Source organism: Duganella sp. GW821-FHT01E12, assembly GCF_059422325.1.
The window spans coordinates 586,435-607,345 of sequence record NZ_JBWKWR010000001.1; the positions used below are offsets into that span (position 1 = coordinate 586,435).

General features: G+C 63.6%; 20 protein-coding genes and 1 tRNA gene. 16 read left to right on the forward strand and 5 right to left on the reverse strand.

Features of this window, described 5'->3' with window-relative positions:
* Nucleotides 1–35: 35 nt before the first annotated feature.
* The 3 genes from AC07WS_RS02455 to AC07WS_RS02465 all read left to right on the forward strand — a co-directional run bounded on the left by AC07WS_RS02455 (nucleotide 36) and on the right by AC07WS_RS02465 (nucleotide 6,389).
* Nucleotides 36–2,027 (forward strand): M13 family metallopeptidase, encoded by a 1,992-nt coding sequence (locus AC07WS_RS02455; protein ID WP_494728037.1) that lies wholly within the window; start codon nucleotides 36–38, stop codon nucleotides 2,025–2,027.
* 207 nt (nucleotides 2,028–2,234) lie between these two features.
* Entirely contained in the window at nucleotides 2,235–4,235 is a 2,001-nt protein-coding gene (locus AC07WS_RS02460) for a M13 family metallopeptidase (protein ID WP_494728038.1), read from the forward strand.
* Between the two features lie 87 nt (nucleotides 4,236–4,322).
* Nucleotides 4,323–6,389: a M13 family metallopeptidase gene (locus tag AC07WS_RS02465; RefSeq protein ID WP_494727554.1), complete on the forward strand. Its 2,067-nt coding sequence runs from the start codon at nucleotides 4,323–4,325 to the stop codon at nucleotides 6,387–6,389.
* Nucleotides 6,390–6,440: 51 nt separating this feature from the next.
* Here AC07WS_RS02465 and AC07WS_RS02470 read toward each other — a convergent pair whose 3' ends face one another.
* On the reverse strand, nucleotides 6,441–7,004 hold the full coding sequence (locus tag AC07WS_RS02470) for a PIN domain-containing protein (protein WP_494727555.1): 564 nt from the start codon (nucleotides 7,002–7,004) through the stop codon (nucleotides 6,441–6,443).
* The gene (locus tag AC07WS_RS02475) at nucleotides 7,004–7,219 is read right to left on the reverse strand and encodes a MerR family transcriptional regulator (protein WP_494727556.1); all 216 of its coding nucleotides are present in this window, start codon (nucleotides 7,217–7,219) and stop codon (nucleotides 7,004–7,006) included. The genes AC07WS_RS02470 and AC07WS_RS02475 overlap by 1 nt, the downstream gene beginning before the upstream one ends.
* 126 nt (nucleotides 7,220–7,345) lie before the next feature.
* On the opposite strand from AC07WS_RS02475, the gene AC07WS_RS02480 reads away from it, so the two are divergent.
* The 6 genes from AC07WS_RS02480 (at nucleotide 7,346) to AC07WS_RS02505 (ending at nucleotide 13,781) form a co-directional block, all read left to right on the forward strand.
* Entirely contained in the window at nucleotides 7,346–7,903 is a 558-nt protein-coding gene (locus AC07WS_RS02480; protein ID WP_494727557.1) for a hypothetical protein, read from the forward strand.
* 166 nt (nucleotides 7,904–8,069) lie between these two features.
* The gene (locus AC07WS_RS02485) at nucleotides 8,070–9,038 is read left to right on the forward strand and encodes an ABC transporter substrate-binding protein (protein WP_494727558.1); all 969 of its coding nucleotides are present in this window, start codon (nucleotides 8,070–8,072) and stop codon (nucleotides 9,036–9,038) included.
* 15 nt (nucleotides 9,039–9,053) lie between these two features.
* Complete coding sequence (locus AC07WS_RS02490; RefSeq protein WP_494727559.1) at nucleotides 9,054–9,875, forward strand: ABC transporter permease; 822 nt, start codon at nucleotides 9,054–9,056, stop codon at nucleotides 9,873–9,875.
* Nucleotide 9,876: 1 nt separating this feature from the next.
* Complete coding sequence (locus AC07WS_RS02495) at nucleotides 9,877–10,668, forward strand: ABC transporter ATP-binding protein (RefSeq protein ID WP_117012497.1); 792 nt, start codon at nucleotides 9,877–9,879, stop codon at nucleotides 10,666–10,668.
* 22 nt (nucleotides 10,669–10,690) lie between these two features.
* A complete protein-coding gene (locus AC07WS_RS02500; RefSeq protein WP_494727560.1) occupies nucleotides 10,691–12,463 on the forward strand; it encodes a sensor histidine kinase in 1,773 nt (590 codons plus the stop codon).
* A gap of 1 nt (nucleotide 12,464) precedes the next feature.
* Complete coding sequence (locus AC07WS_RS02505; RefSeq protein WP_494727561.1) at nucleotides 12,465–13,781, forward strand: sigma-54-dependent transcriptional regulator; 1,317 nt, start codon at nucleotides 12,465–12,467, stop codon at nucleotides 13,779–13,781.
* Between the two features lie 55 nt (nucleotides 13,782–13,836).
* On the opposite strand, the gene AC07WS_RS02510 is transcribed toward AC07WS_RS02505, so the two are convergent.
* A complete protein-coding gene (locus tag AC07WS_RS02510) occupies nucleotides 13,837–14,388 on the reverse strand; it encodes a c-type cytochrome (protein ID WP_494727562.1) in 552 nt (183 codons plus the stop codon).
* A gap of 204 nt (nucleotides 14,389–14,592) precedes the next feature.
* Here AC07WS_RS02510 and AC07WS_RS02515 point away from each other — a divergent pair.
* The 3 genes from AC07WS_RS02515 to AC07WS_RS02525 all read left to right on the forward strand — a co-directional run bounded on the left by AC07WS_RS02515 (nucleotide 14,593) and on the right by AC07WS_RS02525 (nucleotide 15,425).
* Nucleotides 14,593–14,668, forward strand: a tRNA-Arg gene (locus AC07WS_RS02515).
* A 143-nt stretch (nucleotides 14,669–14,811) separates the two neighbouring features.
* Nucleotides 14,812–15,039, forward strand: a complete 228-nt coding sequence (locus tag AC07WS_RS02520) for an AbrB/MazE/SpoVT family DNA-binding domain-containing protein (RefSeq protein WP_494727563.1) — start codon at nucleotides 14,812–14,814, stop codon at nucleotides 15,037–15,039.
* Nucleotides 15,036–15,425 carry a type II toxin-antitoxin system death-on-curing family toxin gene (locus AC07WS_RS02525; protein ID WP_494727564.1) on the forward strand — a complete coding sequence of 130 codons (390 nt, stop codon included), beginning with the start codon at nucleotides 15,036–15,038 and terminating at the stop codon, nucleotides 15,423–15,425. The genes AC07WS_RS02520 and AC07WS_RS02525 overlap by 4 nt, the downstream gene beginning before the upstream one ends.
* Nucleotides 15,426–15,513: 88 nt before the next feature.
* Here AC07WS_RS02525 and AC07WS_RS02530 read toward each other — a convergent pair whose 3' ends face one another.
* Nucleotides 15,514–16,575, reverse strand: coding sequence for a type II asparaginase (locus AC07WS_RS02530; RefSeq protein ID WP_494728039.1), 1,062 nt, complete (start codon nucleotides 16,573–16,575; stop codon nucleotides 15,514–15,516).
* A 105-nt stretch (nucleotides 16,576–16,680) separates the two neighbouring features.
* Nucleotides 16,681–17,688 carry a porin gene (locus AC07WS_RS02535; protein WP_494727565.1) on the reverse strand — a complete coding sequence of 336 codons (1,008 nt, stop codon included), beginning with the start codon at nucleotides 17,686–17,688 and terminating at the stop codon, nucleotides 16,681–16,683.
* Nucleotides 17,689–17,766: 78 nt separating this feature from the next.
* On the opposite strand from AC07WS_RS02535, the gene AC07WS_RS02540 reads away from it, so the two are divergent.
* The 4 genes from AC07WS_RS02540 (at nucleotide 17,767) to AC07WS_RS02555 (ending at nucleotide 20,911) form a co-directional block, all read left to right on the forward strand.
* Nucleotides 17,767–17,916, forward strand: coding sequence for a hypothetical protein (locus tag AC07WS_RS02540; protein ID WP_494727566.1), 150 nt, complete (start codon nucleotides 17,767–17,769; stop codon nucleotides 17,914–17,916).
* Between the two features lie 538 nt (nucleotides 17,917–18,454).
* Nucleotides 18,455–19,867, forward strand: coding sequence for a pilus assembly protein TadG-related protein (locus AC07WS_RS02545; protein WP_494728040.1), 1,413 nt, complete (start codon nucleotides 18,455–18,457; stop codon nucleotides 19,865–19,867).
* A complete protein-coding gene (locus AC07WS_RS02550) occupies nucleotides 19,864–20,322 on the forward strand; it encodes a TadE/TadG family type IV pilus assembly protein (protein WP_494727567.1) in 459 nt (152 codons plus the stop codon). Before AC07WS_RS02545 ends, AC07WS_RS02550 begins: the two co-directional genes overlap by 4 nt.
* 4 nt (nucleotides 20,323–20,326) lie before the next feature.
* Complete coding sequence (locus AC07WS_RS02555) at nucleotides 20,327–20,911, forward strand: TadE/TadG family type IV pilus assembly protein (RefSeq protein WP_494727568.1); 585 nt, start codon at nucleotides 20,327–20,329, stop codon at nucleotides 20,909–20,911.

The window sequence follows — 20,911 nt, forward strand, 5'->3', positions numbered from 1 at the left end:
AACGACACCTGCTGAGCGCGCTGACCCTGAGCCTGATGACCGCCCTTGCCGGCGCCGCCGACAGCGCCCCGCTGTCCGGCATCGACACCCAATACATCGACGCCGGCGTGCGTCCGCAAGACGACTTTTACCGCTACCTGAACGGCGGCTGGCTGAAGACCACGCAGATCCCGGAAGACAAATCCAGCTGGGGCACCTTCGCCAAGCTGCGCGACGACGTGCTGCCGCAGCTGCGCGCCATCATCGAGGCGGCCGAGGCCGACAAGGCCCGCAAGGCCGGCAGTGACGCCCAGAAGATCGGCGACCTGTACGCCAGCTTCATGGACGAAAAAAAGCTGGAGGCGCTGGGCGTGAAGCCGCTGGCGGGTGAGCTCAACCGCATCCGCGCCATCAAGGACAAGAAAGCCTTCCCGATGCTGGTCGCCCACCTGAGCGAGATCGGCGTGAGCACGCCGTACGGCGTGTACGTGAGCCAGGACGCGCGCGAATCGACCAAGTACGCGGTCGGCATCTCGCAAAGCGGCCTGGGCTTGCCGGATCGCGACTACTACCTGAAGAAGGACGACGCCAAGCTGGCCGGCACGCTGGTCAAATACGAGGCGCACGTGGCCAGGATCCTGGCGCTGGGCGGCGACAAGCACGCGGCCGCCAGCGCCAAGGCGGTGGTCGCGCTGGAGACCGCGCTGGCCGAGGCGCAATGGACCAAGGTCGAGAACCGCGACCCGGTCAAGCGCTACAACAAGATGCCGATCGCCAGGCTGTCCGAGCTGGCGCCGGGCTACGACTGGCAGCACGCGCTGTCGGCGGCCGGCGTGGCCAACAAGGTCGACTACGTCATCGTCAACCAGCCGAGCTACCTGAGCGGCTTCAATGCCGTGCTGGACAAGACCGACCTGGCCACCTGGAAATCCTACTTCGAATGGCAGCTGCTGCGCCGCGCCTCGCCGTATTTGTCGAAAGACTTCGCCGACGCCAACTTCGATTTCTACAGCACCGTGCTGACCGGCGTGGCCGTCAAGCCGCCGCGCTGGAAGTCGGCGGTGGGCCTGGTGGAGAACAGCCTGGGCGAAGTGCTGGGCAAGCTGTACGTGAGCCAGCACTTCCCGCCCGAGCGCAAGGCGCGCATGGAAGAGCTGGTCAAGAACCTGCTGGCCTCGTACAAGAGCAGCGTCGACACGCTCGACTGGATGAGCCCTGAAACCAAGCAGCAGGCGCAAGCCAAGCTGGCCAAGTTCACGCCCAAGATCGGCTACCCGAACAAATGGCGCGACTACTCGTCGCTGGCCATCGTCAAGGCCGACCTGGTGGGCAACGCCATGCGCGCGGCGGTGTACAGCCACCAGCGCATGATCAACAAGCTGGGCAAGCCGATCGACCGCGAGGAATGGGGCATGACGCCGCAGACCATCAACGCCTACTACAACCCGACGATGAACGAGATCGTGTTCCCGGCCGCCATCCTGCAGCCGCCGTTCTTCGACGCCAAGGCCGACGACGCCGTCAACTACGGCGCCATCGGCGCGGTGATCGGGCACGAGATCAGCCACGGCTTCGACGACAAGGGCAGCCAGTCGGACGGCGACGGCAACCTGCGCGACTGGTGGACCAAGGAAGACCGCGCCAACTTCAAGGCCAAGGCCGACGCCCTGGTCAAGCAGTACGACGGCTACAGCCCGCTGCCGGGCTACCACGTCAACGGCTCGCTGACCCTGGGCGAGAACATCGCCGACAACAGCGGCGTGGCGATCGCCTACAAGGCGTACAAGCTGTCGCTGGGCGGCAAGGAAGCGCCGGTGATCGACGGCCTGACGGGCGACCAGCGCTTCTACATGGGCTTCGCGCAGGTATGGCGCAGCAAGACGCGCGACGAACAGCAGATCATGCTGATCAAGACGGACCCGCACTCGCCGGGCCAGTTCCGCGCCAACGGCACCATGGTCAACCAGCCGGGCTTCTACGAAGCGTTCGGCGTCAAGCCGGGCGACCAGATGTATGTTGCGCCGGAACAGCGCGTGATCATCTGGTAAGCGCTTAACCGCCAGGAAAATCGCACAAAAAGGCCACCAGGTGTGGCCTTTTTGCTATCGTTGCAACATTGGGGTCAAGTCTGACATTCGGACACGAGCACAGCCATATACGCCCTGCTACAGACGAGGCCGTGTCCGAATGTCAGACTTGACCCCACCCCTATATTTGGAGAGTAAGTCTTGAAAGCACATCTGTTAAGCGCGCTGATGCTGGCGCTGCTGGCTTCGGCCGGCGTCCAGGCGCAACAAAAAAAATCGGGCATCGAACTGGACGGGATCAACGCCGCGGTTCGCCCGCAGGACGATTTCTTCCTCAACCTGAACGGCAAGTGGCTGGCCAAGACGGACATCCCGGCCGATAAGTCGAGCTGGGGTTCGTTTGAAAAGCTGGACGACGACACCAAGCCGCAACTGCGCGCCATCATCGAGGCCGCCGCCGCCGATCCGAACCAGACGCCCGGCTCGGACGCCCAGCGCATCGGCGATTTCTTCGCCAGCTATATGGACGAGGCCAAGCTGGAGCAGCTGGGCCTGTCCCCGCTGCGCGCCGACCTGGACCGCGTGGCCGCGCTCAAGGACAAGAAGGACATCGCGGCTCTGATCGCCCATTTCAACCGCCACGGCATGACCGCGCCCTACGGCTTCGCCATCCACCAGGACAACAAGGATTCGACCAAGTACGTGGCCGATCTCGTGCAGGACGGCCTGAGCCTGCCCGACCGCGACTATTACCTGAAAAAGTCGGACAAGAAGATGGCCGACACGCTGGCCAAGTACCAGCAGCACGTGAGCAAGATGCTGACCCTGGCCGGCAACGCCAATCCGGCCGCCGACGCCAAGGCCATCGTGGCGCTGGAGACCGAGCTGGCGAAAATCCAGTGGACCAAGGTCGAGCTGCGCGACCCGGTCAAGGCCTACAACAAGGTGCCGCTGGCCCAGCTGGCCAAGCTGGCGCCCGGCTACGACTGGACCACCTGGCTCAACGACACCGGCATCGCCGGCAAGGTCGACTACGTCATCGTCAGCCAACCGAGCTTCATCACCGGCTTCAACAAGGTGCTGGACCAGACCCCGCTGGCCACCTGGCAGGCGTATTTCCGCTGGCAGGTGATCCACGCCTATGCGTCCTACCTGTCCAAGGATTTCGCGCTGGAGAACTTCGCCTTCTACGGCACCGTGCTGAGCGACACCAAGGAACAGGAGCCGCGCTGGAAGCGCGCGGTCAACGCCACCGACGGCGCGCTGGGCGAGAGCCTGGGCAAGCTGTACGTGGAGCAGCACTTCCCGGCCGAGCGCAAGGCGCGCATGGAGGCGCTGGTGCAGAACCTGCTGGCGGCCTTCAAGCAGAGCATCAACACGCTCGATTGGATGGGCCCGGCCACCAAGGAGCAGGCCCAAGCCAAGCTGGCCAAGTTCATGGTCAAGATCGGCTATCCGAACAAGTGGCGCGACTACTCGCCGCTGGTGGTGGTCAGGGATGACCTGGTGGGCAATGTCCAGCGCTCGCGCGAGTTCGACTACAACAAGGAAGTGAACAAGCTCGGCAAGCCGGTCGACCGCGACGAATGGGGCATGACGCCGCAGACCATCAACGCCTACTACAACCCCGAGCTCAACGAGATCGTGTTCCCGGCCGCCATCCTGCAGCCGCCGTTCTTCAACGCCGACGCCGACGACGCGGTCAACTACGGCGCCATCGGCGCGGTGATCGGCCACGAGATCAGCCACGGCTTCGACGACCAGGGCGCCCAGTACGACGGCGACGGCAACCTGCGCGACTGGTGGACCAAGGCCGACCACAAGAACTTCGCGGCCAAGAGCAAGATGCTGGTCAAGCAGTACAACGCCTTCAGCCCGCTCAAGGGCTACCACGTCAACGGCGAGCTGACGCTGGGCGAGAACATCGCCGACAACTCCGGCGCGGCGATCGCGCTCAAGGCTTACCAGATCGCGCTCAACGGCCAGCCGTCGCCGGTGATCGACGGCCTGACCGGCGAGCAGCGCTTCTACATGGGCTTTGGCCAGGTGTGGCGCAGCAAGATCCGCGACGCCCAGCAAATCGTTTACCTCAAATCCGATCCGCACTCGCCGGACCAGTTCCGCGCCAACGGCACGGTGCGCAATCAGCCGGGTTTTTACAACGCTTTTGGCGTAAAACCCGGCGATAAAATGTATCTGGCGCCAAAACACAGGGTGATCATGTGGTAGCCCTTTATGCCGCTGCGGCACTGTGATATAAAGCGCAACAGGGCCAAACATCGTGGGTTGGCCTTTTTAAACCAAGAGGATATTTTCGTGAAACGTCATCTCGTAAGTGCATTGACCCTGAGCCTGATCGCAGGCCTGGCGGGTGCCGCCGACAACACCACAAGTGTCGCCCCGGCCAGCGCCCAAGTAGCAAACGCCAAGCCGGCCTCCGGCATTGCGGTGGAATACATCGATCCAGCGGTACGCGCGCAGGACGATCTGTTCACCCACATGAACGGCAAATGGCTGGCCACGACTGAAATCCCGGCCGACAAAGCCAGCTGGGGCAGCTTCGCCAAGCTGCGCGACGACATCCAGCCGCAGCTGCGCGCCATCATCGAAGGCGCCGCCGCCAACAAGGCCGGCGGCCCCGAAGCCCAGCGCATCGGCGATTTCTACGCCAGCTTCATGGACGAAGCCAAGCTGGAACAGCTGGGCCTGACCCCGCTGAACGCGGAACTGGCCAAGATCGACGCCGTGAACAACAAGAAGCAGCTGCCGGCACTGATCGCGCACCTGAACAAGATCGGCGTGACCGCGCCCTATGGCTACGGCATCCACCAGGACAACAAGGATTCGACCAAATACGTGGTCGACCTGGGCCAGGACGGCCTGGGCCTGCCAGACCGCGATTACTACCTGAAAGCGGACGACAAGAAACTGGCCGACGCATTGGCCAAGTATGAACTGCACGTGGCCAAGATGCTGACCATGGCCGGCGACGCCCACGGCGCCATCACCGCCCACGCCATCGTGGAATTCGAAAAAGAGCTGGCCAAGATCCAGTGGACCAAGGTCGAACTGCGCGACCCGGTCAAGGCCTACAACAAGGTCGACATCGCTAAGCTGGGCAAGGTCGCGCCGGGTTACGACTGGAACGCCTACCTGGCGGACGCCGGCGTGGCGGGCAAGGTCAACTACGTGATCGTCGGCCAGCCCAGCTACCTGAAGGGCATGACCGCGCTGCTGGCCAAGACCTCGCTCGACACGCTGAAGTCCTACTTCCGCTGGCACCTGCTGCAATCGAGCGCGCCTTACCTGAGCAAGGCCTACGTCGACGAGAACTTCGCCTTCTACGGCACCGTGCTGAGCGGCGTGACCGAACAGCGTCCACGCTGGAAGCGCGGCGTCTCCGTGACCGAAGGCGCGCTGGGCGAAGCCGTGGGTAAGATCTACGTCGAGCAGAACTTCCCGGCCGAGCGCAAGGCGCGCATGCAGGCGCTGGTGAACAACCTGCTGGCCGCCTACAAGACCAGCATCGATCAGCTGGACTGGATGAGCCCGGTCACCAAGAAACAGGCGCAGGAAAAGCTGGCCAAGTTCACCACCAAGATCGCGTACCCGAACCACTGGCGCGACTACAGCAAGCTGGAGGTGTCCAAGGACGACCTGATCGGCAACGTGCTGCGTTCGCGCGAGTTCGAGTACAACAAGGAACTGGCCAAGCTGGGCAAGCCGATCGACCGCGAAGAGTGGGGCATGACGCCGCAAACCGTCAACGCCTACTACAACCCGGAAATGAACGAGATCGTGTTCCCGGCTTCGATCCTGCAGGCGCCGTTCTTCAATGCTGACGCGGACGACGCGGTCAACTACGGCGCCATCGGCGGCGTGATCGGCCACGAAATCAGCCACGGCTTCGACGACCAGGGCGCGCAGTACGACGGCGACGGCAACCTGCGCGACTGGTGGACCGCTGCGGATCACAAGAACTTCGCGGCCAAGACCAAGATGCTGGTGGAACAGTACAACCAGTTCAGCCCGCTGCCTGGCTACCACGTCAACGGCGAGCTGACCCTGGGTGAGAACATCGCCGACAACAGCGGCGTGGCGATCGCGTACAAGGCTTACAAGCTGTCGCTGGGCGGCAAGGAAGCCCCGGTGATCGACGGCCTGACCGGCGACCAGCGCTTCTACATGGGCTTTGCGCAGGTATGGCGCCTGAAGATGCGCGAAGCGCAGCAGATCGTGCAGATCAAGACCGATCCGCACTCGCCAGGCCAGTTCCGCGCCAACGGCCCGATGCGCAACCAGCCGGGCTTCTACGACGCCTTCAACGTCAAGCCGGGCGACAAGATGTACCTGGAACCAAAAGACCGCGTGATCATGTGGTAACACCCGCATAGACGCAACAAAGGGCCGCAGCGATGCGGCCCTTTTTTCATGTCAGAATTGACCGATTGATTTGCGCAGGATATCGCACACTTTCGGCAACCCTTGACGTTCATAGGTTGCGATCAGCTGGTGAGCGCTCTTCGGGAGATTTTGAAGACGCTGCCGAAGCGTTCCTATGGCGGTTATCGTCGCCTGCGGATCAAGTGAGTACTGCGTCGCGATGAAATCGTCCGGATGCATCGCAGGAACGCCGCATGCTCCGGGGAAGTCCTTGGTATTGAAGGTGACAATGACGGTAGCTTGGCTTGCAATTGCTGCCGCTAGTACATGCCGATCATTTTGGTCTGGTAGGTTTAGCGTATCGATCAGGTGCTCGAAATTTTCAATGACGCTATCCTTGATGGCGGTATTCATTAATTCAGCAGTTCTCATCAGGGCTTCACGGCGCAGATCCGGACGATTTGCAGATAGCTTTCTTACCCACTCATCTTGAATGACTCGTGTCCAGCGTGCTTGATAGATGCCTGCGGCGGCCAAGCTGAGCAGCAAATCGCGCAGAGGGGCGGGGTAGAGCACGCACGCATCCAAGACTGCCGTATATCGATGAATTGCCATCAATACCCCATGTTGAGCTCCTGAGCTTGATCTACCAGTTGCTGGAGCGCGTCCTGAGAAATTCTCGTCTGTTCGTCTTTGTACTTCGCCAAGTCCGAGGTTGCCAGTGTGACTTTGCCTTCCGATAGCAGCCTCATAAGATAAGGGCGCGACACGTTTAAGAACTCTGCTGCCTCGATGGGCGTCATATTTTGTGCGATTGGAATGCTAGACATGATGCCCTCCTGTGTTCATAGAATTTATATCAGATACCTCCAAGGACTTTGGCATCGATCAGCAATGCGGCCCTTTTCCGTTTCAGAGTAAACTACGGGCTTCCAATTACAAGTCACCGGTACCCCATGCGCTTGCGTTATTCCGCACTCCTCGTTTTGCCCCTGCTGCTGGCCGCTTGCGGCGATTCGTTCACGCCGGTCGATCTCTACATGGCCAAGACGCCGGAGTGCAAGAACTGGCAGGAAGGCTCGCGCTACGAGCTGCCGCGCGGGATCAGCGTGTCGACCACGCCGCCGGTCACGCTGCTGGACGGCGGCGCCGAGTTCACCTTCGTCTACCTGGTGCCGCGCGGAGAGCGCGCCATGTTCCTCACCCGCGAATATCACGTCACCGCGCCCAAGGGCCCGCTGTTGGCCAAGGCGGAACTGGTCAGCTTTTACCAGCGCGCCACCAACTCGCGGCCCGAGATCGTCGACGTGATCCCCAAGGTGCCCGACATGCTGGTGGCCGGCGCCACCAGCGACGATACGATCTGGCGCGTGCGCCTGCGCGTGAAGGACAAGCTGCCGGAACGCTTCGACGTGGTCCCGCCCGCCTTCGAGATCGCGCTGACCAAGTACCCGATGCGCACCTTCACCTACCGCTACTTCGCCGACCGCAAAGCCTTCGGCCTGTGCAGCTAGCCTGGCGGATTTCCGCATAAGCGGTGCCCGGTCCATGCGGTTTTCCGCCTGAGGCGCGGCCCGCCGCCCACGCCATCCCTTAAGAATCAAGGACTTGAACCGCAGCCCGTGCTTGGCACGGAAGCTGCAATGTCTCCCGGTAACTACAACCGTAAAGGAGACACGCATGTCCAAGTTCCGTCTGTTATCGCTGGCCCTCGCGCTGGCCGCCGCCTCGGGCGCGCAAGCGCAGGAGGTGGTCCGCCTCGGCAACCTCAAGTTCGCCCACTACGGCGCCGTCTCCTACATCAAGGAAATCGCGCCCAAGTGCGGCATCAAGGTCGAGGAGCACGTCTTCGCCAAGGGCCCGGACGTGATGCAAGCCATCCTGGCCGGCGAGCTCGACGTCGGCGCCACCGCCTCCGAGGCCGCCATCTCCGGCCGTGCCAACGGCGCGCCGATCTACGTCGTGGCCGGCTTCGCCAAGGGCGGCGCGCGCCTGGTCGCCCGTCCCGACAGCAACATCAAGTCGATCAAGGATTTGAAGGGCAAGAAGGTCGGCGTCACGCGCGGCGGCATCCACGAGGTGCTGCTGATCGCCGAACTGGCCCAGGCCGGCCTGACCGCCTCCGACCAGCCGGGCAAGGACGTGCAGCTGATCTTCCTCGCGTTCGCCGACCTGAACCAGGCGCTGATGGGCAAAAACCTCGACGCCATCATGCAGAGCGAGCCGCAATCCTCGCAGGCCATCAACAAAGGCTACGGCGTGGAAGTGATGAAGCCGTACGACACGCCGATCGGCGCGCCGGTGCGCACCATGGTCATGAGCGAGAAGTTCTACAAGGAGCACCGCGCCACCGCCGCCAAGTTCATGACCTGCTTCGTGCAGGCCACCAAGCTGTTCATCGACAACAAGCCGGTGGCCGAGAAATATGTGCGCGAGGTGATCTTCAAGAACCAGATCAGCAAGGACGACTTCGACGACGCCATCAGCAATTCGCCGTACAGCTACGACGTCACGCCCGAGCACATCCAGATCACCACCGACGTGATGGCCAAGCACGGCACCGGCAAGATGCGCGCCGCGCCGGTGGCCAAGGACTGGGTCAAGACCGACCTGCTGGAAGCGGCCAAGAAAAGCCTCAACATTCAATAACTGCGGAGACCCACCATGAGCAAGCAAGACTGGCGGCACGCCGCCTCGGGCGCGGTTGTGCCCATCGTTATCGTCGCCCTGTGGCAGGCCAGCGCCATGCTGGGCTGGGTCAATCCGCAGGTGCTGCCGTCGCCGTTCGCGGTGGTGCACAAGTGGATCGAATACCTGCTGCCGCTGACCGCCTACGATCCAGCCGCGCAATCGTGGCTGGCCTGGGCGCTGTCCGGCGAACTGCTGGGCGACACCTTCAGCAGCATGTACCGCGTGATCGTCGGCTTCGCCATCGGCGCCGGCCTGGCGCTGCCGCTGGGCCTGCTGATGGGATCGAGCCAGCGCATGTACGCGTGGTTCAATCCGCTGATGCAGGTGCTGCGCCCGATTCCGCCGATCGCCTACATTCCGCTGGCCATACTGTGGTTCGGCCTGGGCAACGCGCCGGCCGTGTTCCTGATCGCGCTCGGCGCCTTCTTCCCGGTGCTGGTCAACACCATCGCCGGCGTGCGCCAGGTGGACGGCATCTACATCCGCGCCGCCCGCAACCTGGGCGTGAGCCAGCGCACCATGTTCGTCCGCGTGATGCTGCCGGCCGCCGTGCCCTACATCCTGTCGGGCGTGCGGATCGGCATCGGCACCGCCTTCATCGTGGTCATCGTGTCCGAGATGATCGCCGTGAACAACGGCCTGGGCTTCCGCATCCTCGAAGCGCGCGAATACTTCTGGTCCGACAAAATCATCGCCGGCATGATCAGCATCGGCCTGCTGGGCCTGATCATCGACGTCGGCATGAACAAACTGAACAATCATTTGCTGCGCTGGCACCGCGGCCTGGAGAACTGACATGACCCATATCGAAGTCAAAGCCGTCAACAAGGTCTTCAAGACCGACAGCCGCGAAGTGATCGCCCTCAAGGACATCAACCTGGAGATCCCGCAGGGCCAGTTCGTCTGCCTGCTGGGGCCTTCCGGCTGCGGCAAGTCCACGCTGCTCAACGCCATCGCCGGCTTCTCGCTGCCGTCGTCCGGCACCATCACCGCCGACAACAAGCTGGTCACCGGCCCCGGCCCGGAGCGCGGCATGGTGTTCCAAGAGTACGCGCTGTTCCCCTGGATGACGGTGGAAAAAAACATCGCCTTCGGCCTGGAAATCAAGGGCATGCCGCAGGCGGAGATCGCGGCCAAGGTCGACCAGCTGCTGGGCATGCTGTCGCTGGGCGACTTCAAGCACCGCTTCCCGAAAGACCTGTCCGGCGGCATGCGCCAGCGGGTGGCCATCGCCCGCGTGCTGGCGCTCGATTCGCCGATCATGCTGATGGACGAACCCTTCGGCGCGCTGGACGCGCTCACGCGCCGCAACCTGCAGGACGAACTGCTGCGCATCTGGGCCGAGCTGAAGAAGACCATTATCTTCGTCACCCACAGCATCGAGGAAGCGATCTACCTGGCCGACCGCATCGTCGTGATGACCTACCGTCCCGGCACCGTCAAGCGCGACATGATGGTGGACCTGCCGCGCCTGCGCGACCCGTCCGCCGCCGAGTTCAACGCCCTCAAGCGCGAGCTGGGCCAGCTGGTGATGGAGGAACAGCAGCGCCACCACAACGACGAGATGCGCATGGCGGCGGTGGACTGAGCGGGTGCAGTAGAATCTGCCCATGCGCGCCAAAAAAAACCTGCTGCTGTTCGCCTTCACCTTCGCGTGTGCGCTGGGCGTGATCGCCGGCTCCTACCTGGCCGGCACCTGGCGCGCGCGGGAAGAGCTGCGGCAGCAGGGCCAGCGCCAGCTGCAACTGATGGCGCCGGACCTGCAATCGCTGCTGCAAAAATATGAAACCCTGCCGTTCGTGCTGGGCTTCCAGCCCGACCTGATCGAAGCGCTGGCGCATCCGTCCGATGCGCCGGCCATCACCCGCCTCAACAGCACGTTGCAAACCATCCAGCAGCAAGCCAAGGTCGGCGCCATCTACGTGATGAACCGCGACGGCCTGACCATAGGCGCCAGCAACTGGGACCAGCCGCTGGGCTTCGTCGGCAAGAACTTTTCCTACCGCCCCTACTTCGACGCCGCGCTGCAGGGCAGGGCGGGGCGCTTCTACGGCATCGGCACCAGCACCAACGAGGCCGGCTACTTCATCGCCCAGCCCGTGTACCGCGACGGCACGGCCGGCGGCCCGGTCGCCGGCGTGGTGGCGGTGAAGATCAGCCTGGCCGACTTCGAACGCACCTGGCGCAGCAGCGACGACGCCATCGTGCTGGCCGACAGCAGCGGCGTCATCTTCCTGAGCAACCGCCCGGACTGGATCTACCGCAGCCTGCAAGCGCTGGACGCGGCCACCGAGCGCCACCTGGCGCACACCCAGCAATACACCGGTCAGAGGATCACGCCGCTGGTCGGACGTTCCGACCTGTACGCCACGCAGCCGGTCGGCCAGCTGGGCTGGCAGCTGATGCTGTTCCCGTCCCAGCAGCGGGTGCTGCGCGCCGGCATGCAGTGGGCGGCGGCGGCGGTGCTGCTGGTGGCCTGCGCGGCCGTGTCCAGCTGGGCGCTGCACCAGCGCCGCCGCCGCGTGGAGGAACGCATGGCCTCGGCCGCCGCGCTGCGCCAGGCCGCCGCTGAGCTGGACGACAAGATCGTCGAACGCACGCAGCAGCTGCGCACCACCAACCAGCATCTGGAAAGCAAGTACGCCAAATTGCAGGAGACCGAACACCTGCTGCGCTCCACGCAGAACGAGCTGGTCCAGGCGGGCAAGCTGGCGATGCTGGGCCAGATGGCGGCCGGCATCACCCACGAACTGAACCAGCCGCTGGCCGCGATCCGCGCCTTCGCCGACAACGCGCTGGTGTTCCTGGCGCGCGGGCAGGGCGCGCAGGTCGAGGGCAACCTCGGCCACATCAGCGAGGCCAGCGCGCGCATGGGCGCCATCATCGGCCAGCTCAAGGGCTTCGCGCGCAAGGACGAGACGGTGGCCGTGGTCGAGCTGGCGGCCTCGGTGCGGGCCTCGGCGTTCCTGCTGGAGAGCGAGTTCCGGCGCCACGCCGTCGCGCTGGACATCGCCGTGGCCGACGGCCTGCAAGTGACCGGCAACAGCGTGCGCATCGAGCAGGTGCTGATCAACCTGCTGCGCAACGCGCTCGACGCGGTGGAGACGGCCGAGCGGCGCGAAGTGGCCATCCGGCTGGAACGCGACGGCGCCTGCGCGCTGGTGAGCATCAGCGACAGCGGCGCCGGCATACCCGAGCAGGTGGTGGCGCACCTGTTCGAACCGTTCTTCACCACCAAGCCGTCCGGCAAGGGACTGGGCCTGGGGCTGGCGATCTCGTCGTCCATCGTGCAGGCCATGAACGGCCAGCTGACGGCGCATAATCAACCCGGCGGCGGCGCGCGCTTCGAGCTGCGCCTGCCGCTGCAAACCGAGGGGACTTGAAGTGCAGGCTATCCTGATCGAAGACGAAGCCGCGCTGCGCCTGGCCACCAGCCAGACGCTGGAACTGGGCGGCTTCAGCGTGCAGGCCTGCGCCAGCGCCGAGGAAGCGCTGGCGCTGCTGCGCGCCGACTATCCTGGCGTGATCGTCACCGACGTGCGCCTGCCGGGCCGCTCCGGCCTGGAGCTGCTGGCGCAGGCCGCCGCGCTGGACGCGGAACTGCCGGTCATCGTCGTCACCGGCCACGGCGACGTCGAGATGGCGGTGGCCGCGATGCGCAGCGGCGCCTACGACTTCATCGAAAAGCCGTTCGCCGCCGGGCGCCTGCTGGACGCGGTGCGGCGCGCCCAGGAACGCCGCCGGCTGGTGCTGGAAAACCGCCAGCTGCGCAGCGACCGCGCCCAGCATCCCGACGTGCCGGACCTGGTCGGCCGCTCGGCCGCCATCGAACAGTTGAAAGTCCTGATCCGCAACATCGCGCCGGCCGGCGTGGACGTGCTGATCAACGGCCAGACCGGCACCGGCAAGGAAGTGGCGGCGCGCCTGCTGCACGCCGCCAGCGGACGCAAGGGCAACTTCGTCGCCATCAACTGCGGCGCGCTGCCGGAATCGGTGTTCGAGAGCGAAATCTTCGGCCACGAGGCGGGCGCGTTCACCGGCGCGCAAAAGCGCCGCATCGGCAAGCTGGAGTACGCGCAGGGCGGCACCGTCTTCCTCGACGAGATCGAGAGCATGCCGATGGCCTTGCAGGTCAAATTGCTGCGCGTATTGCAGGAACGGCGGCTGGAACGATTGGGCGCCAACGACACCGTCGCGCTGGACTGCACCATCGTCGCCGCGACCAAACTTGATCTATTACAGTTGAGCGCGCAGGGCCAGTTCCGCGAAGACCTGTACTACCGGCTCAGCGTGGTCAGCATCGAGCTGCCGCGCCTGCGCGACCGGCCCGACGACATTCCGCTGCTGCTGGCCCATTTCACCGCCGACGCGGCCGCCCGCTACCGCCGCCCGCTGCCGCAGTGGAGCGCGCAGCAGATGGCGCAATGGCAGGCGGCCGAGTGGCCAGGCAACGTGCGCGAACTGCGCAACTTCGCCGAGCGGCTGGTGCTGGGCGTGGCCGCCGTCGCCACCGCGCCGCCGGCGCAGGCCGCAGCGCTGTCGCTGCCGCAGCAGGTCGACCAGCACGAGCGCGAGCTGATCGTGCAGGCGCTGTCGGCGGTGGACGGCAACGTCGCGCTGGCGGCGGACAACCTGATGGTGCCGCGCAAAACCCTGTACGACAAGCTGAAGAAATACCAGATCGCCGCCGGCCGCAAATAGCGCAGGCGTAAAAAAACCGGCCGCTTGGGGCCGGTTCTTCAGGAAAGGCGGGCGCTTACTTGGCTGGCGCCGAAGCCTCTGGCGCGGCGGCCGCAGGGGCTGGCGCTTCAGGTTCCTTGAACTTGGCGCCGCCCTTGTTGGCCATGTAGACCACGGCGCGGGCCACTTCCACGTTGTCCAGATCCGGGTTGCCGCCTTTGGCCGGCATGGCGCGCAAGCCTTCGATCGCGTGCTTGAGCACGGTATCGTAGCCCTGGGCGATACGTGGGCCCCAGGCGCCGGCGTCGCCGAACTTGGGTGCGCCTGCCGCGCCGCTGCCGTGGCAGGCCGCGCAGGTCGAGGTGTAGATGGCTTCGCCGGTCTGCAGCACTTTCGGTGCGTTGGAGTCTTTCAGCGTGAAGCCGGTGTCGGCGACGGGCGCGATGCGGGTGGCGACTTCTTCCGCGGTCTGGCTGTTGGAGCCGGCGCCGGTCAACTTGTCCGCGGTCACGTACTGCACCAGCAGGATGATACCGATGACTACAACACCAAAGAAGCCGACGACGGCAGCAACCAGCTGCTTAGGCGTTCTGATGGGGGATTCGTGTTCGTTGTGTGCGTCGCTCATGATTTCCTTAACAGACTAATTTCGAAGCCGGGTGGCGAGAGAAGAAATGTATCAACCAGCTGCCTTGCAAAACCTTCACCAAACGGGCGATTATAGACTCAAAAATGCCTGCATGGAAACGCAAAGATGCTCAAAACGACACTTTCCATGGACGTCCCTCGATAAAACCGGTATCCTACGGCACACCTCAGAAATTCCCCCAGCGCGGCTGTAGCTCAGTGGATAGAGTATTGGCCTCCGAAGCCAAGGGTCGTGGGTTCGATCCCCGCCAGCCGCACCAAAATTCCCTATACAATCAAATACTTAACCGTTGCATTGGTTCGCAATGTGATGCGTTTATTTGCGCATGTTGAACGCCGTTCAAGCTGCTTGACCCACCTTAGACTAGGTATATAATAAAGCTTATATACGACGGAGGGTGTTATGCACGCAATCAAAGTAACCACCGTAGGTGCATCCGAGGGCCTGATCTTGAACAAGGAGGTCAGGCGCATCCTAAACGTGCAGAAAGGCGATACCCTATATTTGACCGAGGCCCCGGACGGTGCGATGCGCATCACTCCATATAACCCTGAGTTTGAGCGTCAGATGGCCTTGGCTGAGTCAATCATGCACGACGATCGAGAGATCCTGCGGGTGCTCGCTAAATGAGCTGGAAATGGGTGCTGCGAGATACCCTTTTTGCGGTCCACGACAAACAGCTTGCAGTTCACGGTGGACTAGCGGGCATACGCGACCTCAATACCGTGGAGTCGGCGCTCAATCGGGCAGCGAATCTTGACGCCTATGGCGATCCGCCGCCGGATGTCGCCGACCTTGCTGCAGCCTACATCTACGGCATCGCCACTAGCCAAGGATTTAGTGATGGCAATAAGCGTACCGCCTGGGTGATCGGCCGTTTGTTCCTGGCGATCAATGGTGAGACGCTTGCGTTTAGTGAGGTCGACGCCATCAAATTCATGCTGGCCATCGCCGCTGGGAACATGACCGAGATACAGGCTGCGGACTGGATACGGCAGCGCCTTGTCACGGCTTAATGCTCCCGCACGGCTCCTAAGCGATGCAGCAGGCGTCGTTGCTAAAGCTCGCGGGGTAGGTTCGACCTGCCCCGGAGCCCCCCAAGTTTTAGTAGGTGTAGAACATGCGCTGGATTTCCTTGCTGTCGCTGGTCTTGGTCAAGGCCAGCATCAGCAGGATGCGCGCCTTTTGCGGGTTCAGCGTATCGGACACGACGAAGTCCAGCGCGTCGTCGTTGGCCTCGCCGTTGCGCGCCACGATGCCCTGGCCGACGCGGGCCGAGCGCACGATCAGCACGCCTTGCTTGCGGGCCGCGGTCAACGATGGCGCGACCTTGGTCGCCAGGCTGCCGTCGCCGACGCCGGCGTGGATGATGCCCTTGGCGCCGGCGGCCACCAGTGCGTTCAGCGCCACAGGGCCGACGTTGGCGTAGCCGTAGACGATGTCAACCTGCGGCAGCGCGTCGAGCTTGCTGATGTCGAACTCCGTATCCACCGTGTGCTTGCGGGTCGACGCATGGTAGAAGTAAGGCTTGTTGCCCTGGATGTAGCCCAGCATGCCCAGCTCTGGCGTCTTGAAGCTGTCCAGGGTCGAGGTGTTGGTCTTGGTGACGTCGCGCGCGCCCTGGATCTGGTCGTTCAAAGCCACCAGCACGCCCTTGCCGATGGCTTCCTTGCTGGCCGCCAGCAGCACCGCGTTGTACAGGTTGATCGGGCCGTCGGCCGACAGCGCCGTGCCCGGACGCATGGCGCCGACCAGCACCACCGGCTTGTGGCTCTTCACCACCATGTCGAGGAAGAAGGCGGTCTCTTCGAGCGTGTCGGTGCCGTGGGTGATGACGATGCCGTCCACGTCAGGTTGGGCCAGCAGCGTGTTGACGCGCTTGGCCAGCACCAGCCAGTGTTCGTTGCTCATGTTTTCGCTGGCGATCTGGAACACCTGCTCACCCTTGACCTGGGCCACCTTGGCCAGTTCCGGCACGGCCTGGATCAGGCGGTCGACGCCGACCGTGGCGGCGGTGTAGCCGACCGTGGTGGTGCTGGTGGCGCCGCTGCCGGCAATGGTGCCGCCGGTGGCCAGGATGGTCACATGGGCCGATGGCGCGGCGTCGGCGGCATGGACCGCTGGAACGGCCCCTGCCAGCAGCGCCAGGGCGCACAGCGCGGACATCAGACGGGAGGAAATAGGAACGAACATAGAGTCTCCAAAATAAATAAGTGGGTTGGGATGGGGGCCGATCCCGAAAGGGGGCAAACCCCGGTGGTGCTTTGTGGGTTAGAACTTATGCCGGATGCCGACCGCCAGCGCTCGCGATCCATTTCCAGCAGCCGGCGCGCTGCCGCCGCTGGAGGCATCGCCCACCACATTGGTGGCGGCCAGCTCGTTGCGGATGGTGCCGAATGAACTGTAGAGGTTGGTGCGTTTGGACAGCGCGTAGGTATAGCCCACCGCAAACTGTCTTCCGCCCCGCTCGGTCGCGGAACGGTCCTGCTTTTTCACATACGAGGCCAGCAGCTTGCCCTGCCCGAACGGCACCGAGGCGCCCAGCAGGAAGTCGCGGAAATCGCCGCCGAGGTCGTCCTTTTCGGTTTCAAACGCGGCGTGCACGGTGGCGGGGCCGAAGTTGTAGCTGGCGCCCAGCAGGACCTCCTTCATCGTGTTGAACGAAGTGACCTTCAGGCTGTCATATGCCAGGGTTCCCACCAGCGGGCCCGCGGCGTAGTCGATGGAAAAGGCGATGGTACGGCCCAGCGTGCTGTCGCCGGCATGTTCGCCGAAACCATACATCACGGTGGCCGACAGGCCATTCAGCTGGGGCGTCGCGTAGCTGACGGTGTTGTTGGTACGTGCCGTGCCGATGCTCATCAGATTGGTGGCGGAGCCGGTAAAGCCGGTTTCAAACGGGTCGATGCCGTCCAGCGCGATGAAGATCGGGTTGCATTGACGGCCCAGGTTGACGGTACCGGCGCTGGTGGTCAGGCCGACATAGGCGTGGCGGCCGAACAAGGCGCCGTTCTGGCGTGCCTTGCCGGTGTCGAGATCGAGCCCGTTCTCCAGCACGAAGTGGGCGTTCATGCCATTGCCCAGGTCCTCCTGTCCCTTGAAGCCCAGCCGGCTTCCGGACTGCACGCCAGAGGCCAGCTTGGTGACCGCGCCCTCGGCGCCCCCGGTTTCGCGGGCGATGCCCGCGTCCAGTATGCCGTAGACGGTGACGCCGGATTGTGCCGAGGCGGCGTCGGCTGCGGAGGCGAGCAAGAGACCAGCTACTAATGATGCTTTCATAAACGATCCAATAAGTTTGTGCGATAGGTACGACCACGCGACCGGGCACACTGGAACGCCGCATCCGGAAAATCGAGGGTGCAGCGATACCCGCCGGACCTGCGGGAGCAAGGTCCGGGCTCGGTCAGCCGTGAAATGAGCGATGGAGTGGCGCGCAAGCGGCGCCGCCGGATGGGCGGCGCCGGCGCCTACGTCAGGAAGGTGGCCTGCGCGTTCGTGCGGGAATAACTTTGTTCATTTGGTCTCCGTTTTATTTGTAGTAAAAAGCGCTTCGAAGCGGACGACCGTCATCGAATGAACTTTTCACAACAGAGATAGCACTATCCATGCCATGGGAATGGCAAGCTGGACTATCGAACTAAGCCATTGATTGAATGAGGATTTTTTGAGATGGGTGGAGCCAGGGATCGGTGCCTGGGTATGAATTTTCATACTCGGATCTTGAGCTGATTATCAATTTCGTTATCGCCGCCGCGATCGAGGGGAAGAGCAGATGCAGCGGTACAAAAGACGCTGACGCATCCCCCCACAAGACCACAAAGATCCTCTTGCCTTTTATCAATTTCCTGAGCCGCAGACTGTCTAGAATCGGCGCTTGAGCACGCATATTTCGCGGCGGAAATTTGATTCGACGGTTAAGGCTTTTGGAGGCGGCATGAGCGGCAAGGCTGGATCGCTTGGAAAGGTAGGGGATGCATGCCGCACTGTTGCGGGGTCATCGCTCCGGAACCGGCCCTGCAGCCATCCGCAGCGGGGCGCCATCGCCATCGTGTTCGCGCTGATGCTGGTGATCCTCGTGGGCTTTATTGGCATGTCGCTCGATCTGAGCCGGGTTTATAACCGCAAGCTGGATCTGCAGGCCGTGGCAAACACCGCGGCGCTTGCGGCGGCCCGCCAACTCAACGGCACGCCTGCCGGCGTGACGAATGCGCTTGCCCAGGCCGCCAGTGCGGTGAGCTCGCTGAAATACCAGTACAACCAGCAATCGGTCAGCTGGAACAGCGCCGCGCTGTCGTTCAGCAGTTCATCGACCGGCGCCTGGGTCGATGCCGGCTCCGCTCAGGCCGCGTCCGATGGCCTGCTGTTCGCCAAGGTGGACACCAGCAAGCTGGATGCCTCGCTCTCCACCATCAGCCTGGTTTTCATGCGTGTGCTGTCGGACGCGCTGGCGTCGGCCAGCGTCGGCGTGACGGCGGTGGCCGGCCGCTCGACGATTAATGTCGCGCCGCTGGCGGTGTGCGCGCTGTCCAACACCGCCGCCGCCGCGCGCCTCAACGCCGGGCCGCCCGCCTACAGCGAATTGAGCGAATACGGTTTCCGGCGCGGCGTCGCTTACGACCTCATGCAGCTCAATCCCAACGGCATGACGGCCGAGAATTTCGTTGTCGATCCATTCGATCCGCCCGGCACAACCGGTGCGGCAAGCAACACGGCCGTTGGCGTCGTCGGTCCCTACGTTTGCACCGGCAAACTGGCGATACCCAGGATTACCGGCGCGCCGATCACGGTCAGCCGGCCGTTTCCGCTGGCGTCGCTCTACAACCAGCTCAATTCGCGCTTCGACCAGTTCGGCAGTTCGCTTTGTTCCTTTGCCACCGCGCCGCCGGATACGAATATCAAGTCCTTTGTCTACAGCAGCGCGATCTCATGGATGAGCACGACGCCCGGCGTGCAAGGCGCCGCCTCGACGACTAGCGGCGGGAAATTGTGGACGGTCGCCGATCCTCTGCCGGCACCCCCGGGCACCACCGCCGCGATGTACGGGCCGCTGTGGGCCTATGCGCGGGCCGTCCCTTACAGCTCCTATGTGCCGGGATCGCCGGAACCGGCCAGCGGCTACACGCCGTTTAACACCAGCGTCTGGAGCTCGCTGTACAAGCCCGGCACGCCGGCCGCCACCGCGTCCTATCCTTCCGGCGTCTCGACGCCGTATATGGCAAGCAATGGCAGCTACTTCACGGGGCCTTCCGCCGCACACAAGGGAGTCGCCAACCGCCGCGTGCTGAATGTGGCCTTGCTGTCCTGCCCGGTGAGCGCGGGCACGACCACCACGGCGACCGTGCTCGGCATAGGCAAATTCCTGATGACCGTCCCCGCCACGGCGACCACGCTGTTCGCCGAATTCGGCGGCCTGGCCACCGAGCAATCGCTGGGCGGCGCGGTGGAGCTGTATCCATGAGCCCGATGCCAAGCGCCTCCGTCAAACGCCGCCAGCGCGGGATCGCCGCGCTCGAGCTGGCGCTGGTGTTGCCGGTCTTTCTCATACTGCTGACATTTCCACTGTTCTTCGGCCGGCTGTTCTGGCACTACAGCGTCATGGATAGGGCGGCACAGGATGCCGCCCGCTATCTTTCCACGATACCGCTGAGCGAGATGAAGAATTCGACGCGGGCGCCCGCCCTGGCCGCAGTCGCCCGCTCGATCGTGGACGCCGAACTGGCCGAGCTTGCACCAGGCCCGGATCCGATTCTCGTGACGATAGGGTGCGATACGGTGCAGTGCGCGGGCTTCGCTGCGCCCACCAACGTCAACGTGGCGATCCAGTTGCAGATGACGGACATCTTCTTTTCAAACGTGACGTCGCTGGTCGTGCCGTTGACGGTCAACGTCAGCTATCCCTACCTTGGAAAATAGGCCCATGTCCGGACAACAAAAAAACCATGAACAGGGCGGGGTGGTGGCTGTGGAGTTCAGCCTGGCGCTGATGCTGTTTCTGACCATCGCCGTGGCCGTGATCGAATTTGCGCGGGCCATGTACATCTACAACACCCTGGAGCTGGTGACACAGCGCGCGATCAGCCTGGCCGCCAACGTGGACTACCATGATGCGGCCGCCATGAGCGCGGTGCGCCAGAAAGCCATCTTCCGCGACAGCGCCGGCACGCTGATGCTGGGAGACCCGGTCACGGACGCGCATGTCCGCATCGACTACCTGGCCTTGACCTACGCGGGCACGCCGGCGATGACCGAGATCGCCACGGCGGCATTGCCGGCGTGCCCCGTCAATAACCGGATCACCTGCATGAAAGATCCCTACGATGCCAGCTGTATCCGCTTTGTGCGCGCGCGGATATGCGATCCGGCAGTGACGGATACCTGCAACAACGTGCAGTACAAGACGCTGTTTTCCCTGGTGAGCCTGCCGATGAGCCTGCCCAAGGCAACCGCCATCGCCAGTGTGGAAACGCTGGGCGCCACGCTCGGCGGCGCGCCATGTCCCTGA

What these genes read in the sequence shown, in the direction of transcription:
- AC07WS_RS02535 (WP_494727565.1), bottom strand. Translation starts at nt 17,688, where the DNA reads ATGAAAGCATCATTAGTAGCTGGTCTCTTGCTCGCCTCCGCAGCCGAC.
- AC07WS_RS02485 (WP_494727558.1), top strand. Translation starts at nt 8,070, where the DNA reads ATGTCCAAGTTCCGTCTGTTATCGCTGGCCCTCGCGCTGGCCGCCGCC.
- AC07WS_RS02480 (WP_494727557.1), top strand. Translation starts at nt 7,346, where the DNA reads ATGCGCTTGCGTTATTCCGCACTCCTCGTTTTGCCCCTGCTGCTGGCC.
- AC07WS_RS02460 (WP_494728038.1), top strand. Translation starts at nt 2,235, where the DNA reads ATGCTGGCGCTGCTGGCTTCGGCCGGCGTCCAGGCGCAACAAAAAAAA.
- AC07WS_RS02500 (WP_494727560.1), top strand. Translation starts at nt 10,691, where the DNA reads ATGCGCGCCAAAAAAAACCTGCTGCTGTTCGCCTTCACCTTCGCGTGT.
- AC07WS_RS02490 (WP_494727559.1), top strand. Translation starts at nt 9,054, where the DNA reads ATGAGCAAGCAAGACTGGCGGCACGCCGCCTCGGGCGCGGTTGTGCCC.
- AC07WS_RS02455 (WP_494728037.1), top strand. Translation starts at nt 36, where the DNA reads ATGACCGCCCTTGCCGGCGCCGCCGACAGCGCCCCGCTGTCCGGCATC.
- AC07WS_RS02520 (WP_494727563.1), top strand. Translation starts at nt 14,812, where the DNA reads ATGCACGCAATCAAAGTAACCACCGTAGGTGCATCCGAGGGCCTGATC.
- AC07WS_RS02475 (WP_494727556.1), bottom strand. Translation starts at nt 7,219, where the DNA reads ATGTCTAGCATTCCAATCGCACAAAATATGACGCCCATCGAGGCAGCA.
- AC07WS_RS02470 (WP_494727555.1), bottom strand. Translation starts at nt 7,004, where the DNA reads ATGGCAATTCATCGATATACGGCAGTCTTGGATGCGTGCGTGCTCTAC.
- AC07WS_RS02495 (WP_117012497.1), top strand. Translation starts at nt 9,877, where the DNA reads ATGACCCATATCGAAGTCAAAGCCGTCAACAAGGTCTTCAAGACCGAC.
- AC07WS_RS02530 (WP_494728039.1), bottom strand. Translation starts at nt 16,575, where the DNA reads ATGTCCGCGCTGTGCGCCCTGGCGCTGCTGGCAGGGGCCGTTCCAGCG.
- AC07WS_RS02510 (WP_494727562.1), bottom strand. Translation starts at nt 14,388, where the DNA reads ATGAGCGACGCACACAACGAACACGAATCCCCCATCAGAACGCCTAAG.
- AC07WS_RS02550 (WP_494727567.1), top strand. Translation starts at nt 19,864, where the DNA reads ATGAGCCCGATGCCAAGCGCCTCCGTCAAACGCCGCCAGCGCGGGATC.
- AC07WS_RS02555 (WP_494727568.1), top strand. Translation starts at nt 20,327, where the DNA reads ATGTCCGGACAACAAAAAAACCATGAACAGGGCGGGGTGGTGGCTGTG.
- AC07WS_RS02525 (WP_494727564.1), top strand. Translation starts at nt 15,036, where the DNA reads ATGAGCTGGAAATGGGTGCTGCGAGATACCCTTTTTGCGGTCCACGAC.